Annotated in this window: 25 protein-coding genes; 6 read left to right on the top strand and 19 right to left on the bottom strand. The window is 64.6% G+C overall.

Annotated features, from left to right (window positions below; genetic code table 11):
- Positions 1–15: 15 nt before the first annotated feature.
- Both BMI85_RS13430 and BMI85_RS13425 read left to right on the top strand, forming a co-directional pair.
- The gene (locus BMI85_RS13430; RefSeq protein ID WP_078601654.1) at positions 16–840 is read left to right on the top strand and encodes an alpha/beta hydrolase; all 825 of its coding nucleotides are present in this window, start codon (positions 16–18) and stop codon (positions 838–840) included.
- Positions 837–1727, top strand: coding sequence for a DMT family transporter (locus tag BMI85_RS13425; RefSeq protein WP_078601653.1), 891 nt, complete (start codon positions 837–839; stop codon positions 1725–1727). The genes BMI85_RS13430 and BMI85_RS13425 overlap by 4 nt, the downstream gene beginning before the upstream one ends.
- Positions 1728–1793: 66 nt before the next feature.
- Here BMI85_RS13425 and efp read toward each other — a convergent pair whose 3' ends face one another.
- Positions 1794–2363 carry an elongation factor P gene (gene efp / locus BMI85_RS13420; RefSeq protein ID WP_075776922.1) on the bottom strand — a complete coding sequence of 190 codons (570 nt, stop codon included), beginning with the start codon at positions 2361–2363 and terminating at the stop codon, positions 1794–1796.
- 99 nt (positions 2364–2462) lie between these two features.
- Here efp and epmA point away from each other — a divergent pair, with 99 nt between their 5' ends.
- Positions 2463–3503 (top strand): EF-P lysine aminoacylase EpmA, encoded by a 1041-nt coding sequence (gene epmA, locus BMI85_RS13415; RefSeq protein ID WP_078601652.1) that lies wholly within the window; start codon positions 2463–2465, stop codon positions 3501–3503.
- A gap of 3 nt (positions 3504–3506) precedes the next feature.
- Here epmA and BMI85_RS13410 read toward each other — a convergent pair whose 3' ends face one another.
- The 5 genes from BMI85_RS13410 to BMI85_RS13390 form a co-directional block, all read right to left on the bottom strand.
- Positions 3507–3896, bottom strand: a complete 390-nt coding sequence (locus BMI85_RS13410) for a DUF2237 domain-containing protein (RefSeq protein WP_078547997.1) — start codon at positions 3894–3896, stop codon at positions 3507–3509.
- Between the two features lie 16 nt (positions 3897–3912).
- A complete protein-coding gene (locus BMI85_RS13405; RefSeq protein ID WP_143595084.1) occupies positions 3913–5085 on the bottom strand; it encodes a serine hydrolase in 1173 nt (390 codons plus the stop codon).
- A gap of 103 nt (positions 5086–5188) precedes the next feature.
- Positions 5189–5671, bottom strand: coding sequence for a winged helix DNA-binding protein (locus tag BMI85_RS13400; RefSeq protein ID WP_093477043.1), 483 nt, complete (start codon positions 5669–5671; stop codon positions 5189–5191).
- A gap of 158 nt (positions 5672–5829) precedes the next feature.
- Positions 5830–6105, bottom strand: coding sequence for a succinate dehydrogenase assembly factor 2 (locus BMI85_RS13395; protein ID WP_078601651.1), 276 nt, complete (start codon positions 6103–6105; stop codon positions 5830–5832).
- Positions 6105–6482, bottom strand: coding sequence for a helix-turn-helix transcriptional regulator (locus BMI85_RS13390; protein ID WP_078601650.1), 378 nt, complete (start codon positions 6480–6482; stop codon positions 6105–6107). The genes BMI85_RS13395 and BMI85_RS13390 overlap by 1 nt, the downstream gene beginning before the upstream one ends.
- Before the next feature lie 82 nt (positions 6483–6564).
- On the opposite strand from BMI85_RS13390, the gene BMI85_RS13385 reads away from it, so the two are divergent.
- Complete coding sequence (locus BMI85_RS13385; protein WP_078601649.1) at positions 6565–7767, top strand: pyridoxal phosphate-dependent aminotransferase; 1203 nt, start codon at positions 6565–6567, stop codon at positions 7765–7767.
- A 27-nt stretch (positions 7768–7794) separates the two neighbouring features.
- Entirely contained in the window at positions 7795–8196 is a 402-nt protein-coding gene (locus BMI85_RS13380) for a hypothetical protein (RefSeq protein ID WP_078520251.1), read from the top strand.
- Positions 8197–8217: 21 nt separating this feature from the next.
- On the opposite strand, the gene BMI85_RS13375 is transcribed toward BMI85_RS13380, so the two are convergent.
- The 11 genes from BMI85_RS13375 to BMI85_RS13325 all read right to left on the bottom strand — a co-directional run bounded on the left by BMI85_RS13375 (position 8218) and on the right by BMI85_RS13325 (position 18420).
- A complete protein-coding gene (locus BMI85_RS13375) occupies positions 8218–8781 on the bottom strand; it encodes a CHAP domain-containing protein (RefSeq protein ID WP_078601648.1) in 564 nt (187 codons plus the stop codon).
- 165 nt (positions 8782–8946) lie between these two features.
- Complete coding sequence (locus tag BMI85_RS13370) at positions 8947–9441, bottom strand: DUF6647 family protein (protein WP_143595083.1); 495 nt, start codon at positions 9439–9441, stop codon at positions 8947–8949.
- Between the two features lie 89 nt (positions 9442–9530).
- The gene (locus BMI85_RS13365; RefSeq protein WP_078601646.1) at positions 9531–10004 is read right to left on the bottom strand and encodes a c-type cytochrome; all 474 of its coding nucleotides are present in this window, start codon (positions 10002–10004) and stop codon (positions 9531–9533) included.
- 216 nt (positions 10005–10220) lie between these two features.
- Positions 10221–10916 (bottom strand): urea ABC transporter ATP-binding subunit UrtE, encoded by a 696-nt coding sequence (gene urtE, locus BMI85_RS13360; RefSeq protein WP_075776995.1) that lies wholly within the window; start codon positions 10914–10916, stop codon positions 10221–10223.
- 16 nt (positions 10917–10932) lie between these two features.
- Positions 10933–11703, bottom strand: a complete 771-nt coding sequence (gene urtD, locus BMI85_RS13355; protein WP_078541842.1) for an urea ABC transporter ATP-binding protein UrtD — start codon at positions 11701–11703, stop codon at positions 10933–10935.
- Positions 11700–12923 (bottom strand): urea ABC transporter permease subunit UrtC, encoded by a 1224-nt coding sequence (gene urtC / locus BMI85_RS13350; protein WP_078601645.1) that lies wholly within the window; start codon positions 12921–12923, stop codon positions 11700–11702. Before urtC ends, urtD begins: the two co-directional genes overlap by 4 nt.
- A 94-nt stretch (positions 12924–13017) precedes the next feature.
- Positions 13018–15000, bottom strand: a complete 1983-nt coding sequence (gene urtB, locus BMI85_RS13345; protein WP_078601644.1) for an urea ABC transporter permease subunit UrtB — start codon at positions 14998–15000, stop codon at positions 13018–13020.
- A gap of 58 nt (positions 15001–15058) precedes the next feature.
- Positions 15059–16339 carry an urea ABC transporter substrate-binding protein gene (gene urtA / locus BMI85_RS13340; protein ID WP_168173992.1) on the bottom strand — a complete coding sequence of 427 codons (1281 nt, stop codon included), beginning with the start codon at positions 16337–16339 and terminating at the stop codon, positions 15059–15061.
- Between the two features lie 289 nt (positions 16340–16628).
- Positions 16629–17255: an urease accessory protein UreG gene (gene ureG, locus BMI85_RS13335; protein WP_078601643.1), complete on the bottom strand. Its 627-nt coding sequence runs from the start codon at positions 17253–17255 to the stop codon at positions 16629–16631.
- A gap of 9 nt (positions 17256–17264) precedes the next feature.
- Entirely contained in the window at positions 17265–17903 is a 639-nt protein-coding gene (locus BMI85_RS13330) for an urease accessory UreF family protein (RefSeq protein WP_078601642.1), read from the bottom strand.
- Positions 17896–18420 carry an urease accessory protein UreE gene (locus BMI85_RS13325; protein WP_078601641.1) on the bottom strand — a complete coding sequence of 175 codons (525 nt, stop codon included), beginning with the start codon at positions 18418–18420 and terminating at the stop codon, positions 17896–17898. The genes BMI85_RS13330 and BMI85_RS13325 overlap by 8 nt, the downstream gene beginning before the upstream one ends.
- Before the next feature lie 70 nt (positions 18421–18490).
- Between BMI85_RS13325 and BMI85_RS13320 the strand changes: the two genes are divergently transcribed.
- Complete coding sequence (locus tag BMI85_RS13320; protein ID WP_078520262.1) at positions 18491–18841, top strand: hypothetical protein; 351 nt, start codon at positions 18491–18493, stop codon at positions 18839–18841.
- Between the two features lie 8 nt (positions 18842–18849).
- Here BMI85_RS13320 and ureC read toward each other — a convergent pair whose 3' ends face one another.
- Both ureC and BMI85_RS13310 read right to left on the bottom strand, forming a co-directional pair.
- On the bottom strand, positions 18850–20556 hold the full coding sequence (ureC, locus tag BMI85_RS13315) for an urease subunit alpha (RefSeq protein ID WP_078601640.1): 1707 nt from the start codon (positions 20554–20556) through the stop codon (positions 18850–18852).
- Positions 20556–20861, bottom strand: coding sequence for an urease subunit beta (locus tag BMI85_RS13310; protein ID WP_078601639.1), 306 nt, complete (start codon positions 20859–20861; stop codon positions 20556–20558). Before BMI85_RS13310 ends, ureC begins: the two co-directional genes overlap by 1 nt.
- Positions 20862–20864: the final 3 nt, after the last annotated feature.

Here is a 20864-nt window from a genome sequence, read left to right as displayed (position 1 = left end):
GAGAGGAGCGGCGTAATGGAATTCTTTACCGCGGATGATGGCGCGAAGATCGCCTATCGCGACAGTGGCAGCGGCGTGCCGGTCTTGGCCCTGTCCGGGCTGACGCGAAACACCCGCGACTTCGACTACGTCGCGCCGCATCTCAAGGACGTGCGGCTGATCTGCATGGACTATCGCGGCCGCGGCGAGAGCGACTGGACCGGCGAGAAAACCTATACCGTGCCGCGCGAAGCGGCGGATGCGCTGCAGCTGCTCGACCATCTGGGGATCGAGAAAGCCGCGATCCTCGGCACGTCGCGCGGGGGGCTCGTGGGGATGTATCTCGCGCTGACCGCGAAAGAGCGCATGACCGGGCTCGCGCTGAACGATGTCGGACCTGTCCTCGACGAGAAAGGGCTGAACAAGATCTTCGACTATATCGGGCGCAACCCGGCGGCGAAGAGCTATGCGGAAATGGCTGAAAAGCTGCCCGAGGCGATGATCGGTTTCGACAAGGTGCCGCCCAATCGCTGGGCGATGGAGGTCCGCCACCATTACGTAGAGACCGATGACGGGTTGAAGATCAATTACGACCCGGCCCTGCGCGATGCTTTCCTCGGCGCCTTCAAGGGCGGCGTGGAGCCAGCCTGGCCGCTCTTCGAGGCAACCGAGGGACTGCCGATCGTCCTGACCCACGGCGCGAATTCCGATCTGCTGACCGACGCCACGGTGGACGAGATGCAGCGCCGCCGCCCGGACATGATCTATGCGCGCGTCGCCGACCGCGCCCATATCCCCTTCCTCGACGAACCCGAGTCGCTTGCGGCCCTCGAAGCGTGGGTCGAACGGATCAAAGGGTGAGCGAGGCCCGTGTCACCGTCATCGCCAGCGCGATCACGCTGATCACGGGCGCGCTCTGGGGGCTTTACTGGCTCCCGGTGCGCGCGCTCGACGGGCACGGCCTGGCGGGCGCTTGGGGCACGGTCGCGATCACCCTGGTCGCCTGCGTGGCCCTTGCGCCCATCGCCTGGACCAAGCGCTGCGAACTCGCCGCCGCCACGCCAGCCGCGCTGATCTCGGTCGCGCTTGGCGGGGCGGCCTTTGCGCTCTATTCGATCGGCTTTCTCTATGGCCGCGTCGCGCTGGTGATCCTGCTGTGGTTTCTTACCCCGGTCTGGTCGGTGCTGATCGGGCGGTTCGTGCTGGGCTGGCCGGTCTCGCGCCTGCGACTGGCCGCGATCTTCATCGGACTCGCGGGGCTCGGCCTGATGCTGGGCGCAAGCGGTGGCCTGCCGCTACCCAGCAGCTTGGGAGAATGGATGACGCTCGTTGGCGGCGTGATCTGGTCGGTCGCGACAACGGGGATGCGCACCAGATCGACGCTCTCCCCCGGCCCCGCCACCTTCGTCTTCGCGCTCGGCGCGGCCCTCACCGCGCTTTGCCTCGCGCCGTTCCTTGCGCCGCTGCCCGCGAGCGGGGTCGATTGGGCCGCGTCGGTTGGACTGATCGGTGCCGCCGGGGTGTTCTGGTGGGGGGCTGCAACCGCAGCGCTGATGTGGGCGACCGTGCGGCTCGAACCAGCACGGATCGGGATCTTGCTGATGAGCGAGGTGCTCGTCGGCGCGGTCTCCGCCGCGCTGATCGCGGGCGAACGGCTTGCCGCGCTGGAGATCGCAGGCGGCGCGCTGGTGCTGGGCGCTGGCCTGCTGGAGGTCTGGCCTGCGCGCGCCACGCAACGCCCCGCCTGACCGACCCAATCCGCAAACAAAAAAGGCGCCCCGCGGGGCGCCTTTTTCATAAGATCGCGGCGCGGATCAGTCCTTCGCGCGCTCCACATAGGTGGTGTCTTCGGTGTTGATCACGATGCGCGTGCCCACGCCGATATGCGGCGGCACCATCACGCGGATCCCGCCGGTGCAGATCGAGGGCTTGTAGCTCGACGACGCGGTCTGACCCTTCACGACCGGCTCGGTCTCTTCGACTTCGACCGTGACCTTCTGCGGCAGGTCGATCGCGATCGCGTTCTCCTGGAAGGTCTTGAGGTGAACGCGGATGCCGTCGCGCAGGAACACCTTCGCGTCGCCGATCACGTCTTCCTGCACCGCAAGCTGCTCATAGGTCTCGGGGTCCATGAAGTGATAGCCTTCGCCGTCCTCATAGAGGAAATCGTATTCGCGCTCTTCGACATGGGCGCGCTCGACCTGCTCGGTCGTGCGCCAACGCTCGGACACCTTCGTGCCGTCCGAGATACGGCGCATATCAACCTGCGTGACAGGCGTGCCCTTGCCGGGATGGATGTTCTGCGCGGTGATCACGACGTAAAGCTTGTCGTCGATTTCAAGCACGTTGCCCTTGCGGACAGAGGAAGCGATGACTTTCGCCATGAAAGGACCCCTTTGAATTCGGATAAAACAGGCTCTGGCGCCCGGATTGCAGAGCGCCTAAACCATTTGCGCCCCGATTTCCAGCCTGAAAGGCCTGTCATGCCCCCGTTCTGGACGCCCGAGCGCCACGCCGACCGCCGCCCCGCCCTTCTCGCGCGCAACCGCATTCAGGCGGCGATCCGCGGCTGGCTGGCGGCGGAGGATTTCGTCGAGGTCGATCCCTGCGCGCTGCAGGTCTCCCCTGGCAACGAGGCGCATCTGCACGCCTTCGCCACCGACATGATCGGCAATGACGGTGAGGCGCGCCGGATGTACCTGCACACCTCGCCCGAATTCGCGATGAAGAAGCTGCTGGCGGCGGGCGAGCGGCGCATCGCCGCCTTCGCCCATGTCTGGCGCAACCGCGAGGCGGGCAAGCGGCATTCGCCCGAATTCACCATGCTGGAATGGTATCGCGCGGGCGAAGACTATACCGCGCTGATGGCCGATTGCGCGGCGATGCTGCGGCTGGCGGCCAAGGCCGCGGGATCGACGGTGCTGCGCTATGGCACCGACGAATGCGATCCCTTCGCCGAACCCGAACGACTGTCGGTCGCGGACGCCTTCCAGCGCCATGCCGGGATCGACCTGCTCGCCACCTGCGACGGGGCCAAGACCGACGCGGAAGCCCTGCGCGCGCAATGCGAGGTGATCGGCTTTGCAGTGGCCGACGCGGATAGCTGGTCGGACATCGTCTCGAAACTGCTGGTCGCGAAGGTCGAGCCGCATCTGGGCCACGGCCGCGCGACGATTCTGGACCGCTATCCGCTGGCCGAGGCCGCGCTGGCCCGCCCTACCCCGGATGACGGTCGCGTCGCCGAACGGTTCGAGCTTTACGCCTGCGGGGTCGAACTCGCGAATGGTTTCGGCGAGCTGACCGATCCGGCCGAACAGCGTCGCCGCTTCGAGGGCGATATGGATCTGAAGGAAGAACTCTACGGCGAGCGTTACCCGATCGACGAAGATTTCCTCGCCGCCCTCGAGATCATGCCCGAGGCGTCCGGCATCGCGCTTGGCTTCGACCGGCTGGTGATGCTCGCGACCGGCGCGCCGAAAATCGAGGATGTGCTCTGGGTGCCGGTGGGCGGCGCGACGGACTGAGGCTCAGCCCTTCCCGCCCTTCTTCTCGGCGGCATGATCGGCCAGCATCTTGAACGGCACCACCCGCAGCGCATCGCGATGCGTCGAAGCCAGCATCACCTCGGGCGCGCAGCCCTCCTGCACCGCCTGCAAGAAACGCGAGGCGCACAGGCACCATTGGTCGCCCGGTTTCAGCCCCGGAAAATCATATTCCGGACGCGGCGTGCTCAGATCATTGCCGAGATATTTCGAGAAGGCGAGAAACTCCGCCGTCATCACCGCGCAGACCGTATGCGAGCCGCTATCCTCCCAGCAGGTGTTGCAGCTGCCATCGCGGAAAAAACCGGTTCGGGGCTTGAGCGAACAGGGCTGCAATGTACCCCCCAGCACGTTGATCGCCTCATACATCTGCATCGCGCGGCCCTCCCTTTCAGGAAACCTCTGCGATGCGGCGCAACATGGCAAGATTTTCCTCCTCGACGCCCTCCTCCTTGAAACGCCAGTCGGCGGCGTTGAGCGCGATCACCGTGTCGGTCGCGGGGCTGACATAGATATGCTGGCCATAGATGCCGCGCGCGAAATAATCGCCGCCGTGCTCCGCCGTATCGACGGGTACCCACCATTGGTAGCCGTAGCCCTCGCCCTTCGGCGCCTGCAGCGCGGTGGATTGCGCAACCCAGTCCTCGGGCACGATCTGACGCCCGTTCCAGAAGCCCTTTTGCAGGAACATCTGGCCGAAGCGCGCATAGTCCCGCGTCCGCAGGTTCAGCCCGCCAAGGACGAAGCTGACGCCCAACCCGTCGGTCAGCATCACCGGCGCGGCCTCCAGCCCCATCGGTGCGATCAGCAATTCGCGCATCACCTCCGCCGGATCGGCCCCGGTCGCGCCGGCGATCACCATGCCCAGAACATGCGTGTCGATCGAGACATAGAGCATCCGCGCGCCCGGCTCCGCCTCGCGGATCTTGAGCGAGGCGGCGAAGGCGTCCATCGACCGGCCCATCGCGAGAACACGGCCCATCTTGTTGATATCCGAATGGAAATCCAGATAGTCCTCGTTGAAGGCCACGCCCGAGGACATCACCAGCGCATCGCGGATCGACACGCCCTCATAGCCCGAGCCCTTCAGCTGCGGCGCAAAGCGGGTGAGCGGCGCGTCGAGATCGGGGATCACGCCCTGATGGTGCAGGATGCCCAGCGTGGCCGAGAGGAAGCTCTTCGCCATCGACCAGGAGATGCGCAGATCTTCCGGCGCGGTCCCGCGGAAATAGCGTTCATGGGTGATCTGACCATGGCGCAGCTTCACCAGCGCGGTGACCCAGCGCCGCTCGATCCAATCTTCGACGCCCTCGGGCAGCGCCTCCTCCGTGCCGTGGACCAACTCCGACACCGGCCCGTCGCCACGCGCAATCTCGCGCGAATGGAACAAGGCAGGCATGTTGGAGAAATTGCCGACGATCCGGTCGGGCTCGAACAGGCGGTTCACCGCGCGCAGCCGGGCGATCTCGTCGCGCTTCCACCATGCGAGCCCCGCAATCGGCAGCGCCGCCGCCATGCCGACCCGGATCGCCCCCCGCATCGCCTTTTGTCCAAGCTGTTTCATCGCGCGTCCCTCGCCGCATATCGTCACGGCAAGGAAGCACGCCCCACGCCGCTGCGGCAAGAAGAACCGGGCGTCATCGCGGAGATGCGACTGGCGCGGAAGGTCAGTAGATATAGCGAATCTGGTCGGTCCAGTAGCGCTCCATCCGGCGCAGCGTGTGGTTCATCTCCTCCATCGCATCGAAGGTGATGACGCCGCGCGTCTCCATCCCGCAGGCGTGCCGCTCGAACAGGGTCGCCACGTTCTCGCGCAGCTCGCGCCCTTTCGCAGTCAGGCGCACCCGCACCGAGCGGCGATCTATCTCGCAGCGCTGATGGTGCATGTAGCCCGCCTCCACCAGCTTCTTGAGATTATAGGAGACGTTCGAGCCCTGATAATAGCCGCGGGTTTTCAGCTCCCCCGCGGTCACCTCGTTCTCGCCCACGTTGAACAGCAACAGCGCCTGCACCGGGTTGATCTCGAGGATGCCCAGCCGCTCGAACTCGTCCTTGATGACGTCGAGCAGCAAGCGATGCAGCCGCTCCAGCAGCGAGAGGCTGTCCAAGTATCCCGCCATCAGCCCCGGCGTCGCCGGGACGGGCGTCATGTCGCTTGCAGATTTCTGCACGGTCATAGCATTCTCCGCCAGTTTCGCTGCCCCTGACGCAGGACAGTGGCGGGAAATGGCAAAGATACCGTTAAGCGGCCCGAATTCTCCGAAAATTCGCGCAAAACCCTATGAAATCCGGGGCTTCCGCGCCGTCTTCAGGTTTTCGTAATGTGCCGCTCGCGGGCGAATTGGCCGATTACGGAGAGCAAATCGAGGTATTTCGGCGGGCAAGGCTGCGCGCCCGAGACCCACGGATACAGGTCCTGATCGTTCTCTTCGAGAAGCTGGTCATAGAGATCGAGAGTGGCGGCATCGAGATCGGGCAGGCACGCATCGGCGTAAGGCCCGAGGATCAGGTCCATTTCCTTGATCCCGCGCCGCCAGCTGCGCATCTTCATCCGTTTCAGCCGCGCCTCTCGCGTCTCTGTCATCAACTCTCTCCTGCCACCAAGCGCTTCTCCAGCCGTGCCAGCCGGACATCGAGGTCTTCGAGCCCGGACCGCACTTCCCGGATTTCGCGCACGAGGGCGCGTTCCGCCTGTGCCTCTTCTCCCTGTTCGGGCGGGCCGTCAAGCCCCTCGCCCGATCCGGTCAGCAGCCACATCAGCGTCACGTTGAGCATCCCCGACAGCATCTGCAGCCGGTTCGCGCGCGGCTCCAGCACGTCTTCTTCCCAGGCCTGCAGCGTCTCGAGCCGGACGCCCAGCTGCGTTGCCAGATCCTCCTGGCTCAACCCGGCCGCTTCGCGCGCGCCCGCAAGCCGGTCGCCGAACGTTGCGCTCGCCTCGCCATACCAATCGTCGACCATGTCTCTCTCCCGCTTTCGCTTGAACGCTTCTGGTGCCGAGCCTAGAAGTTTGCCGAACGAGTTACAAATCAAGGGCGACGCGATGGCATTCCTTTCCGACACGCTTGCACGGGTGAAACCTTCGCCGACGGTCGCGATGACCGGGAAGGTGGCCGAATTGCGCGCCGAAGGCCGCGATGTGATCGGCCTTTCGGCGGGCGAGCCCGATTTCGACACCCCCGAGTCGATCAAGGACGCCGCGAAATCCGCGATCGACGCAGGCAAGACCAAATACACCGCCGTCGACGGCATCGCCGAGCTGAAACAGGCGATCTGTGCCAAGTTCGCCCGCGAGAACGGCCTGTCCTACACGCCCGAGCAGGTCTCCGTCTCCTCGGGCGGCAAGCAGGTGCTGTTCAACGCGCTGATGGCGACGCTCAATCCCGGCGACGAGGTGGTGATCCCGACGCCGTACTGGGTCAGCTACCCGGATATGGTGCTGATCGGCGGCGGCACGCCCGTCTTCGTTCAGGGCGATCCCGCGATGGGCTACAAGATCAGCCCCGAGGCGCTGGAAGCAGCGATCACGCCGAACACCAAATGGTTCCTCTTCAACTCGCCTTCGAACCCCTCGGGCGCGGCCTATTCCCGCGAGGAGCTCAAGGCGCTGACCGAAGTGCTGATGCGCCACCCGCATGTCTGGGTGATGACCGATGACATGTATGAACATCTCACCTTCGACAGGTTCGAATTCACCACGCCCGCGCAGGTCGAGCCCGCGCTCTATGACCGCACGCTGACGGTCAACGGCGTCTCGAAGGCCTATGCCATGACCGGCTGGCGGATCGGCTATGCGGCGGGCCCGAAAGAGCTGATTGCGGCGATGCGCAAGGTGCAGAGCCAGTCCACCTCGAACCCCTGCTCGATCTCGCAATGGGCCGCCGTCGAGGCGCTGAACGGCCCGCAGGATTTCATCGACACCTTCCGCACCGCCTTCAAGCGGCGGCGCGATCTGGTGGTGGCCGGGCTCAACGCCTGCCCCGGCATCTCCTGCCCGACGCCCGAGGGCGCGTTCTACGTCTACCCCTCTATCAAGGACTGCATCGGCAAGACCTCCGCAGGCGGGCGCAAGATCGAGAGCGACGAGGATTTCGCCAATGCGCTCTTGGAGGAAAACAACGTCGCGGTGGTCTTCGGCGCGGCCTTCGGGCTTTCACCGAATTTCCGCATCAGCTACGCTACATCGGACGCGGCCCTGACCGAGGCCTGCGCCCGGATCAAGGCCTTCTGCGAAGGGCTGTCATAAGGCGGAACGGCCGAGGGAGACTGGCGAATGACTGACTTGCCCGAGTATTACTTCCGGGTGAAGGAAAACGGCGCGACGGTGTTTCGCGTCGATACCGAGAACCGTCAGCGCCGGATCGAGATGGACCCGATCGCCAATATCAACATCCGCAACGGCGAGATCAAACCGCAGGGCGACCGGGTTCTGACCGAGGAAGACCGCGCCGAGATCGAGGCGTGGATGGCGCATCGCCGCGAGGTGCTCGCCCAGCGCGATGTCGACGACATCCTGCGCGCGGTCGATCACCTCAATCTCGTCACGCAATGGGCGCAGTCGAAGGCGACCGATGCGCAGCTCGAAGAGATCACGGATACGCTGTTGCTGACGATGCACGACCTGCGCAGCGTGCTGGTGCGCAAAAAGGCCGAACGGCTGACGAGCGAGGGCTGAGCGCCCCCGCCCCCTTCGGCCTCAGCCTTTCGAGATGAACCCGGTGATCGGATAGACGCGGCCCAGCGCGCCGGGATTGCTCATGACCCGCACGCGGCTCCAGTCATTCTTCTCGGAGACATCCACCACGACCATGTCGAGCGACACCTTGTTACGCTCCCAATTCGCGTGATCGACCCGGATCTGACGCGGCGAGTCGACGCCCGAGACCACCGCGATATGACCCAGCGGATTACGACCGGTCGCCGAGAACGCCATCACCGCACCGACCTTCGGCTGATGACCGCGTGCATAGAGCCCCTTGGCCTGCGACCACCACGTCTTGGCATTGCCGCGAATGTCGATCCCCGAGGCGTTGCGCGCAAACGGCACACACCAGACACGCTGGCGCTTGGCGCGCATCTGCTTGGCCACTTCGACAGCGTAGGCGCGGCGTTCGAGGTTAACGGAGCTCGCCTGATCCCGCGCGCTGGCAAAGCCCATCCGGTCGCCGCTGGTCGGGGTGCAGGCCGAGACGGTCAGCGCCGCGATCAGAACAAGCGAGAGGGGGGCCGCACGGCCCGCAAGGTCAGAGATAGAGAGCATGGGCGATCACTGTCGATGTCGAATTGTTGCGTCTTCGTTACCTCCTCCATAGCCCCGAATACCCCCTTCGCCGAAGGAGAATTTCGCCGCGCATCAGCGGGTTGGCAACAATCCGCTTACAGGAATGTAATCTTGGGAACCTTTTGCGATCTCGCGATGCGCGTCCTACGGGTGACGGTCCGAAGGACAGCGTGCATGCAGGTAAATCTCGACCCATTCAAAGCCCGGATCGATCCCCCGCTCGGCCAGCCACGCCTCCTGCAACCGGTAGGCTTCCGGCTCGGCCGCCGCCGGACAGGGCCAGTCGCGTGCGTGGAACTGCGCCCGGTGGATCAACTCATGCAGCAGCGAGGAAAGCTGCATCGGATCATCTTCGGACCAAGGCCCGACGAGAAAGATTCGATCCTCCACCAGATCATAGGCCGCGCGCAGATCGGAATCGACCAGAAGGTCGTGCCCCTCATAGGTGATGACCTCCCCGCTCTGGCACATGAAGATCGCAGGCGTGCCTTGGGGCACCGTGTAGTCGCTATGCGCCTCGATCCACGCGGCGAGCGCTTCCGTCACCGCATCGGGCACGGACATAGGCAGCGGCGCGGGACAGGCCCCGGCCGCTGCCGGACATAACAGTGCAAGCCCTATGACGATGGCTCGGATCATCACGCCTCCTCTCCTGACAGGATAGCAGCTGCGTGCGGATCTCGGAATTGATGCCGATCATTCGGGCCGATGGCGCAAACCGCGCCGCCCTAGTTCGGCATCATCGGCGGCGCCATCACGATATAGGGCGTCGTAGGAGCCTCCCCCGGCGGCAAGACCTCGGGCATCGGCTCCCCCGGTTCCCCGAGCGATTTGATGTACTGGTAGAGCGAGCGCAGATCGCTCTCGGGCATCGCATGCACGTTGTAGAACGGCATCGGCGGCTTAGCGTCGAAGGTCTTCGCGTATTCCACGAAACCGTCCTCGTCCATGTCCTTGATCTCAAGGCGCAAATTGACCGCGTAGGTCGTGCCCCACGGCCCCTGCCAGCCAAGCGGCACGCCTTTGAGCGCCGCCTCCGGGTCGATCTTGCCGCCAGACTCGTTGTAACCGGCCGTGTGGCAGTCGTGGCAACCTGAGGTGATCGAGACCAGTTTGCCCCGCTCCACCGAGACCTCCTGAGCAACAACAGCCGAAGAGCTGGCCAGCGCGCCAAGCGCGGCCAGAATAAGAACGCGTTTCATGGGTTTCTCCCTCCCTAACAGACGCGCCCCTCCCGGCGCGTCTCTCCCTGAGGTCCGGCCTTACGTCCAAACAGACCTGACCTTGCGGAAAGGATGCGCCCAAAGGGGCGAGTCGGGCAATTAGATAAAAGACAGGGTCTCGCAGCCGTGTTCAGGCGACGGACAGTGATGGGGCATGAAGCTCCCCTTGGCGCGGAGCGCGCCGCGCCGCCTGCCTCACACGCTGACAACCTCGCGCAATGCCTCGCGCGTCAGGGTTTCTTTCGTGCCCTCCATCGCGACCGCGCCGCGCTTGAGCACGTAGAAGCTATCGCCCAGATCATGCGCGAAGTCGAAATACTGCTCGACCAGCACGATCGCCATATCACCCTTCTCGCGCAGATAGGAGATCACCCGCCCGATCTGCTGGATGATGTTGGGCTGGATGCCCTCGGTGGGCTCATCCAGCAACAACAGCTTCGGCTTCATCAGCATCGCCCGCGCAATCGCCAGCTGCTGTTGTTGCCCGCCCGAGAGGTCCCCACCCCGGCGATTGAGGAAGTCCTTCAGGATCGGAAAGAGCTCGTAAATCTCATCCGGGATGACATGCTCAGATTTCGGCAGGCAGGCGAAAGCCGTCTCCATGTTCTCGCGCACCGTCAACAGCGGGAAGATCATCCGGCCCTGCGGCACATAGCCCAGCCCCGCCTTCGCCATCGCCTGCGGCGGCACCCGGCCCATCTCGGCGCCATCGAGCGTAACAGACCCGCCCGAGCGCAGATGCGTCCCCGAGATCGCCTTCAGCAGCGAGGTCTTGCCCACCCCGTTCGTGCCCATGATGCAGGTCACCTCGCCCGCACGCGCCACCATGTCGATCCCGTGCAGAATCTGGCTGCCTCCGTAATGGAGCGTCAGCCCCTCGGTCTTCAGCATCGCGGGTTTTGTCAGATCAGCGGCCAAGATACACCTCGATCACGCGTTTGTCGGCGGTCACATGGTCGAGCGAGCCTTCCGCCAGAACCGACCCCTCATGCAGCACCGTCACCTTGCAGTTCAGACGGCGCACGAATTCCATGTCATGCTCGACCACGACCACGGCATGATCGCGCGCCAGATCGACCAGCAGCGCAGTCGTCTGCTCGCGCTCGGCCAAGGTCATCCCCGCCGCGGGTTCATCGACCAGCAGCAGCTTCGGCTCCTGCGCCAAGAGCATCCCGATCTCCAGCCATTGCTTCTGCCCGTGGCTCAGCTCGCCCGATTTGCGCGGCAGTTGATCGGCGAGGCCCACCTGCGCCGCGATCTCTTCGACGCGCGCACGATCGGCATCCCCCGCCTTCCATCCCAGCACCGCGAAGGGGCTGCGATTGGCCTTCAGCGCCATCATCAGGTTCTCGGTGACGGTCTGATCCTCGAACACGGTGGGCTTCTGGAATTTCCGCCCGATCCCGATCCGCGCGATCTTCGCCTCGTTAAGCCGCAGCAGGTTGGTGGAGCTTTCCCCCCACAGCACAGAGCCCTCGTCGGGCCGGGTCTTGCCGGTCACGATATCCATGAAGGTCGTCTTGCCCGCCCCGTTCGGCCCAATCACCGCGCGCAGCTCGGTCGGACCGATATTGAAGCTGAGATTGTTGATAGCCTTGAACCCGTCGAAGCTGACGGAGATGCCGGAGACCTCCAGCAGGGTCTGCGCCCCTGCCCCCGGTTTGATCGCGACATTCATTCCTGCGCCTCCTCTTCCCGGAAGGAGCCCTTATCCGGCCCGAGCGGCGCGCCATGGCGGTTCGGACGGCGGATGCCCTCGAAGAGATCGATTAGCCCCGACAGCCCCTTCGGTGCGAACAAGGTCACCAGCACGAAGGCGAGCCCCAACAGCACCTGCCACCAATCGACCCAGTCGATCGTGTAGAAACCGAGCGGCAGATCGGGCACGCGGCCGCCGGTGAACCAGCTCGAGACGATGGAGACGAAGGCCGCCCCCATCACCGCGCCATAGAGCCGCCCGCGCCCGCCGATCGCGACCCAGACCGCGAGGTAGATCGACGCGATGGGTGCCATCTCGCCCGGGTTGATGATCCCCGCCTGCGGGTAATAGAGCGCCCCCGCAATGGCCGCGATCACCGCCGTCAGGGTGAAGACGAACAGCTTGTAGCCCTCGACCGAATAACCAAGGAAGCGCACCCGCGCCTCGTCATCGCGGATGCCGCGAATGACCGAGCCGAACTTGCCCGACACGATCAGCGACGCGGCGATATAGCCCAGCCCCAGCGCCAGAGCCGAGGCCCAGAGGAACCAGATCGAGAGGTGATCCTGCCCGGCGCTCACGCCCGGAATGTTCTGCAGCCCCGAAAGCCCGTTATTGCCGCGCAGCCCGCTCTCGTTCTGGAAGAGGTAGAGCGACAGCGCCAGCGTCATCGCCTGCGTCAGGATCGACAGATACACGCCCGTCACCCGCGAGCGGAACGCGAGCCAGCCGAAGATCAGCGCCAAGAGCCCCGGCACCAGCACCACGAACAACAGCTGCATCGGCAGGTTGCCCGCGAAGGTCCAGATCGCAGGAAGGTCCGATCCGCCCACCACGCCGAAGATCTGCGTGCCGATCGCGTCATTGACCTCCTGCGGGGTCATCGGGAACTCGCCTGCGGATTTCAGCACGATGTCGCGGGTGCGCTCATACATGAGCCACATGCCGATCATGTAGCCGCCCAGCCCGAAGAAGGCGAAATGGCCGAGCGACAGGATGCCCGTATAGCCCCAGACCAGATCCATCGCGATGGCGATCAGGCACAGACACAGCGTCTTGCCCAGCGTCTTGACCATCGAGGTCGAGATCGCCCCCGGCCCGTAGGCATGGGAGAGGAAAGTGACGCCCAGCGTGAAGACCGCGAGGATCAGCAGGAACCACAAGACGGAGGGGTTCTTGGCGAGAAATCCGGATTTCATGCGCGGACCTCCGATGTTGCGGCGGGGGTTTCGCACCCCCGCGCCCCCGCGGGATATTTGGACCAAGAGGAAGGGATAAGGGTGTGTGCCATGCTCAATCCCCCGCGGCCCGGCCCTTGAGCGCGATGATGCCGCGCGGGCGGAACTGGATGAAGATGATGATGAAGAGGATCATGTAGGTCTGCGCCGCGAGCGTATTCGACGGGTTGAGCCATTCGATCCCCTTTTGCAGCACGCCGATCAGCGTGGCGCCCGCCAGCGTGCCGAAGATCGAACCGACGCCGCCGACCACGACCGTCATGAACGACTGCACGATATAGTCCTGCCCCATCTCGGAGGTGACTTTCGCGAAAAGCCCGATGGCGACGCCCGCGATCCCGGCGATGCCAGACCCAAACCCGAAGGCGAGCATGTTGATGCGATCCGGGTTGATGCCCATAGACGCCGCCATCGACGGGTTCTGCGTGACCGCGCGGACCTCCAGCCCGAGGCGGGTCTTGCGCATCACCCAGAGGTAGAGGGCGAGGAAGATCAGCGCGAGCACGAAGATCGCGATGCGGATATAGCTGATCGACACCACGTCGTTGAGCGTCCACGCCCCCTCCAGCCAGGGCGGCGAGGTCAGCGGACGCGCTTGGGTCCCGAAGATATTCTTGAACAGCTGCTGCAGCGCGATCGAGATGCCGAAGGTCGCGAGCAACGTCTCCAGCGGGCGCTTATAGAGGTACCGGATCACCAGCCGCTCCATCGCGACACCGGCCCCGAAGGTGATCGCAAAGGCCAGCGGCAGCGCGATAAGGATCGACAGCGTGTAGTCGGGCACGAAGAGCTGCACGACATAGCCCGTATAGGCGCCCATCGTGATGAACTCGCCATGGGCCATGTTGATCACGCCCATCACCCCGAAGGTGATCGCAAGCCCGATGGCCGCGAGGAAGTAGATCGAGGCGAGCGAGAGCGCATCGAGGCCGAGATCGACCGTCTGCATCCCCGCAACCGTGCGGCTCACCCGGGTCAGTGCGGCCTCGGCGGCGGTGGTCACTTCGGGGTCTGGCTCTGCATAGATATCGGCGAATTGGTGATCTGCGACGAGTTTCTCAGCCTCCGCATCGGTCAGCCGCTGCGGCACCTCGCCGGCAGCGGCCAGCGTCGCATAGGCCTCCTCGCGCTTGACCGGATCGGCCATTGCAGCCAGTGGCAGCCCGCCCACCTGACCGTTCTCGACATGCGCGGCCAAAGCCTGCTGCATCTCGGATGCCGAAATCCGCGCGGGCGCCAGATCGGCCGAGACCAGCATCGCATAGGCCTCATCTTCGGGGATATCGCGACCCGGCTTGAGCGTTTCCGCAACATTGCCCTCGGGCGCGCCTTCGAACACCTTGCGGGTCGTCGCCACCAGCGGGTTCAGCGTCGCGCGGAAGTCCAGCCCCAGATCGGCCCCGAAACTGTCGATCGCCGCGACGCGCTCTTCGGCATCCTTGCCGAAGCGGATCGTCAGCAGGCGTTCCAGCCGCTGTTTTTCCGCCTTGATCGCGGGATCGGGCTCGTCGGGGATCGAGGCGCGCAGAGGCGCCAGATGCGAGGCCTCGCCGTTGCGGTCGATCGCGGTCAGCGCCTCGCGGCGTTTCTTCGGATCTGGGTCGCTGAGCAGAAACCGCACCAGCGCCACGCCGATCTCGGCGCGGACGCCGGAATTCGGCTTCACTTCCTTGATGTCGGATTTTGGCGCGGTGCCGGCGGGTTCTCCGGTGACCGGATCGCTCAGCTCGTATTCGCTGCCGGATTTCTTCACGATGAAGAAGGCGCCGTCGCTTTCGCGCAGCCCGACGCGCTTGTCGGACCAGGCCTGCAGGAAGCGCGAGGCCCCCTCGCCCGAACCGGCGACCGCCTCGATGACCGGGCCGATCGTGCGGCGCGACGGCTTGGCGATCTGCTTGGCATAGTTCTGAAGGACGGCGCGCAGCCCCGTGGCTTCGCTTTGCGTGGCCTCCGCCTGCGGCGCGTCGCCCGCGTCCTGCGCCAGCCCCGGCAGAGCCAATGCCAGAACAATCCCGAGCGCGATCAAAAACTTGCGCATCCCGTCCCCTTAGGATGAAACGGCCGGGAGAGGCGCACCCCTCCCGGCCAAGACACGATCAGTAGTTCGACTTCTTCTGAACGCAGGTTTCGGTCTCGGTGTTGTACATGCCGCAATCGAGACCCGGCCAATCCGACTTGAGCACCGCCGATTCCGGCAGGAAGTCGGTCCAGGCGTCGCCCGGCACGGGATCGGTCTGCGAGATGATGTCGAACTGACCGTCTTCCATAATCTCGCCGATGAGGACCGGCTTGGTCAGGTGGTGGTTCGGCAGCATCTTCGCGGTGGAGCCGGTGAGGTTCGGGAATTCCTGCCCCGGCATCGCGGCGATGACTTCGTCGACATTGGTGGAGCCGACCTGCTCGACCGCCTGCACCCACATGTTGAAGCCGATATAGGTGGCTTCCATCGGGTCGTTGGTCACGCGGCTGTCGTCGCCGGTGAAGGCGTGCCACTGCTTGATGAAGGCCGCGTTCTCGGGCGTGTCGGCGCTCTCGAAGTAGTTCCACGCGGCCAGCTGACCGACGAGGTTCTTGAGATCCGCCTCACCCAGACCGGACAATTCCTCTTCGCCGACCGAGAAGGCCACGACGGGGATGTCCTCGGCGGTGATGCCGGAAGCTGCGAGTTCCTTGTAGAAGCCGATATTCGCGTCGCCGTTGATCGTCGAGATCACGCCGACCTTCTTGCCGTCCGCGCCCAGCGCCTTCACGTCGGAGACGATCTTCGACCAGTCCGACTGACCGAAGGGCGTGTAGTTCACGAAGATATCTTCCTTCGCGATGCCCTTGTCCTGCAGATAGGCTTCAAGAATGTTGTTCGTGGTGCGCGGATAGACATAGTCCGTGCCCAGCAGCGCGAATTTCTCGACGCCAAGCTCTTCGAGGAAGTAATCCACCGCCGGGATCGCCTGCTGGTTCGGGGCAGCACCGGTGTAGAACACGTTGCGCGAGCTTTCCTCGCCCTCGTACTGCACCGGGTAGAACAGCAGCCCGTTGAGTTCCTCAAGGACCGGCAGAACCGATTTACGCGACACCGAGGTCCAGCACCCGAAGATTACGTCGACCTTGTCCACGGTGATCAGCTCGCGCGCCTTTTCGGCGAACAGCGGCCAGTCGGAGGCCGGGTCGACCACGACCGCCTCGAGCATCTTGCCGTTGATGCCGCCTTTCTTGTTCTGCTCTTCGACCAGCATCAGGACCGTGTCCTTCAGCGTGGTTTCCGAGATCGCCATCGTGCCCGACAGCGAGTGCAGAACGCCAACTTTGATCTTGTCGTCCTCCTGCGCGAAGGCAATGCCCCCGCTCATCGACATGGCCCCGGCCAGAGCCGCAGACATCATAAGTTTACGCCGATTGATCATTTCATTTCCCTCGTTAGCGTCGACCCTGCGCGGCCCTTGATGGGCTCATTCTGCAGGTGTCGAACCTCCACTATTGGTAACGGTCGAGGCCATCCCTCCGACCAAGGGCGCACAGCCGAGCGCCTCCGACATCCAATCCTTCGCGCTGCGACGCGGCAAAAAATTCCGGCTCCACGCAGCAAAAAACCCGCCGGTTGGGCGGGTCTGCCGAAGTTTTCGCACAATTCGTAAGTTTTCGCCCAATTAATGAGCAACTATTTCGTCATCAGGCCGGAATCGGTTTCAGCGCCAAACCACCCTCGCGCTCGAGAAACGCGACGATCTCCTCGATGCCCGCACCTTGGCGCAGCCGCGCCATGACATAGGGTTTCGACCCGCGCGCGGTTTGCGTATCCGCCTCGAGCTGCGCCAGATCGACCCCCACATGCGGCGCGAGGTCCACCTTGTTCACCACCAGAAGATCGGACTTCGTCAGCCCCGGCCCCCGCTTGCGCGGAATGTCCTGCCCCGCCGCCGTGTCGATCACATAGATCGTCAGATCGGCCAGTTCCGGCGAGAAGGTTGCCGCCAGATTGTCGCCGCCGCTCTCGATCAGCACCAGTTCCAGATCGGGGAGTTTCGCGGTCAGATCGGCGATGGCCGCCAGATTAATCGACGCATCCTCACGGATCGCCGTATGCGGGCAGCCGCCCGTCTCGACACCGCGAATACGCTCGCCCGGCAGCACCTGCGCGCGCATCAGCGCCTCGGCATCCTCGCGCGTATAGATGTCGTTCGTCACAACCGCCATCGACACGCGCGACGCCAAGGCCCGCGCCAGCTGCTCGGTCAGCGTGGTCTTGCCCACGCCCACCGGTCCGCCAATTCCCACGCGTAAAGGTCCGTTGCCCATATCCTCACCTCAAGTCTTGAAGAGACGCACATCGAGCGTCTCGTGTTTCATGGCCGAGACCTCGGCGCGAAAGGCGCTGAAGCTTAGGTCAGTCAGCTCCGCCTGCGCCGCGCGTGCCGCGATCTTGGCGATTTTTCCGTGCAGGTCGCTCAGAACCGTTTGTCCCGCGATTTGCCCCAAAGGGACAAGCCGGATCGCCGCAGAGACGAGGTTCGACGCGAAAGAATGTTGAAAAAGGGAAATCACCTGCGCGGCGGGCATGTCCAGATCGCGCGCCGCCTCGGCCAGTGCGACCGGCAAGATTCGCGACGGCAGCTCCACGCCCCGCAACCCCGCCTGCGCCAGCGTGAAGGCCGCCCCCTGCTCCGCCGTCTCGCGCAGCCGCTCGGCCGAACCCGCCATCGCGCGGCCCAGCGCATCCAGCTCGTCGAGATCGCCGCCGCGCAACCCGCAGGCCAGCAGCACCGCATCCGACCAGCCCGCGCCATGCTCCAGCACGTCCCCCAGCCATAGCGCGAACCCCGCCGCGTCCCCGATCTCGCCCGCCGCCACCGCCTGCTCCAGCCCATGCGAATAGGCGAACGCCCCGGTCGGAAAGGCCGGGGAGAGCCATTGCATCAGCGAGAGGGAGGCGGTCGGATCAGGCATGGTCGTGATGATGGTCGTGGCTGTGCGAATGGTCGTGGTCATGGGAATGCCCATGGTGATGCGAATGCCCGTGCTCATGCCCCATCGTGCGCCCCATCCCATAGGCGCCACCCTCAGGTTGGAAGGTCTCGACCGCGGGCGACACCTCCGCGCACAGCTGCTTCAGCATCGCTTCCAGCACATGATCGGCGCGGATCACCAGCCGCTCCGCCTCGATCTGGCAGGGCGTGTGACGGTTGCCGATATGCCAAGCCAGCCGCGTCAGATCGCCCTTTACAACCAGCACCGGCTCCAGCGCGGGACGCACCTCGATGAAGCGACCGTCCTCCAGCACTAAGGCCTCGCCGCCCGTGAGGTTCGTCACCTCCGGCAGATCCACGAGAAACCCCGCGCCCGAGCCCGCAACCAGCCGCTTGCGGCGCAGAAACCGCCCCTCGTAATCCAGCGCCACATAATCGACCGCCGCCTGCCAGGCACCTTTCGGCGCCACTTTCTCGGCCTTGGGATAATCGCTCATTCTCTCGGCTCCCCTTAACGCTTTCTCAAACCTCCGACCGCAGACTGCTCTGCAGCAAAGGAGTCTTTCAATGTTCCACCATTGCTTCGAACCGCGCACTCCCGCGGACGAGCTGGCCCAGATCCGCGCGCAGATCGCACAACTCAAACGCCGCGAGGCAGAGCTGCGCGAGGCCTATCTTACCCAGCCAGACATGCCCTGTCTCGGCCGCTGGACGAAGGTGGAGATCGTCACCAGCCGCCGCCAGGTGCTGGAGCCGCGCCTGCTGCCGCCCGAAATCCGCTCCGACCCGGCCTTTCAGCGCGAGAAAGTGACCCGCACGCTGCAGACCCGACCGCATGATCCGACGCGGAACCGCCTGCCCGAACTCGTCCGGGACAGACCCGTCAACGTCGGGCTGCGCCTCGTATCCGGCGGCTGACGCCATCCTCAGAAGAGGAAGTAACGCTGTGCCAGCGGCAGAACCTCCGCGGGCGCGCAGGTCAGCAATTCGCCATCCGCGCGCACCTCATAGGTCTCGGGATGCACGTCGATCTCGGGCGTCGCCGCATTGTGGATCATCTGCGCCTTGCCGATGCCGCGCGTACCCTCGACGGCAAGCGCCTGCTTTTGCAGACCAAGGCTCGCCGCCAGCCCGTTGGCCTGCGCCGCCTGACTGACGAAGGTGACGGAACTCGCGTGCCGCGCGCCACCCAGCGCCCCGAACATATTGCGCGTATAGAAAGGCTGTGCCGGGATCGAGCCGTTCGGATCGCCCATCTGCGCCGAGACAATCGAGCCCCCGATCAGCACCATCTCGGGCTTCGCGCCGAAGAAGGCCGGGTTCCACAGCACCAGATCGGCACGCTTCCCCACCTCGATAGAGCCGATATGCTGGCTCATCCCGTGGGTGATCGCCGGATTGATCGTGTACTTCGCGATGAACCGCTTCACCCGCACGTTGTCATTGTCGCCCTGCTCTTCCGGCAACCGCCCGCGCTGTTTGCGCATCTTGTCCGCCGTCTGCCAGCAGCGAATGATCACCTCGCCCACGCGCCCCATCGCCTGACTGTCCGAGCTGATGATCGACATCGCGCCCATGTCATGCAGGATATCCTCGGCCGCAATCGTCTCTTTCCGGATGCGGCTTTCGGCGAAGGCCACATCCTCGGGCACCTTATTGTCGAGGTGATGGCACACCATCAGCATATCGAGATGCTCTTCGATCGTGTTGCCGGTATAGGGCCGCGTCGGGTTGGTCGAAGACGGGATCACATTCGGCGCACTCACCACCTTCAGGATGTCCGGCGCGTGGCCGCCCCCCGCGCCTTCGGTGTGGAAGGCGTGGATCGTACGTCCCTTGATCGCGGCGAGCGTATTCTCGACGAAGCCGCTCTCGTTGAGCGTGTCGGTGTGGATCATCACCTGCACGTCCATGTCGTCGGCCACCGACAGGCAGCAATCGATCGCGCCCGGCGTCGTGCCCCAATCCTCGTGCAGTTTCAGCGCGCAGGCGCCGCCCTCGACCATCTCGACCAGCGCCTCGGGGCGCGAGGCATTGCCCTTGCCCGACAGCGCGAGGTTGACCGGCAGCGCGTCGAAGCTCTGCAGCATCCGCGCGATGTGCCAAGGCCCCGGCGTGCAGGTCGTGGCCAGCGTGCCATGCGCGGGGCCCGTGCCGCCGCCCAGCATCGTCGTCATCCCCGACGCCAGCGCATCCTCGATCTGCTGCGGGCAGATGAAATGGATATGCGCGTCGAACCCGCCAGCGGTCAGGATTTTCCCTTCCCCGGCAATGACTTCCGTCCCCGGCCCGATGATGATGTCGACATTCGGCTGGGTGTCGGGATTGCCCGCCTTGCCGATCGCCACGATCTGCCCACTCTTCAGGCCGACATCCGCCTTGTAGATTCCCGAATGGTCCACAATCAGCGCATTGGTGATGACAGTATCGACCGCGCCGCCCGCGCGGGAGATCTGGCTCTGGCCCATGCCGTCGCGGATCACCTTGCCGCCGCCGAACTTGACCTCCTCGCCATAGGTGGTCAGGTCGCGCTCGACCTCGATGATCAGATCGGTATCGGCGAGCCGCACCCGGTCGCCGGTGGTGGGGCCGAACATATCGGCATAGGTGCTACGCGAGATCGTGGCCGGCATCAGAGCGCCCCCATAACTTTCTGATTGAATCCATAGACTTCACGCGAGCCGCGATAGGGCACCAGCCGCACTTCGCGGCTCTGGCCCGGCTCGAACCGCACCGCCGTTCCGGCCGCGATGTCCAGCCGGTAGCCGCGCGCGGCGTCCCGGTCGAACTCCAACCCCGGATTGGTCTCCGCGAAATGGTAATGCGAGCCGACCTGCACCGGCCGGTCGCCCGTATTGGCGACCATCAGCGTGATCGCCTCGCAGCCCTCATTCAGCGTGATCTCGCCCGCCGAGGGCAGGATTTCTCCGGGAATCATCGG

Origin of the sequence: Thioclava sp. DLFJ4-1, assembly GCF_002020145.1 — a bacterium.
Taxonomy (GTDB): domain Bacteria; phylum Pseudomonadota; class Alphaproteobacteria; order Rhodobacterales; family Rhodobacteraceae; genus Thioclava; species Thioclava sediminum.
The sequence above is the reverse complement of the archived record's forward strand: the minus strand, read 5'-3'. Positions and strand labels throughout refer to the sequence as shown.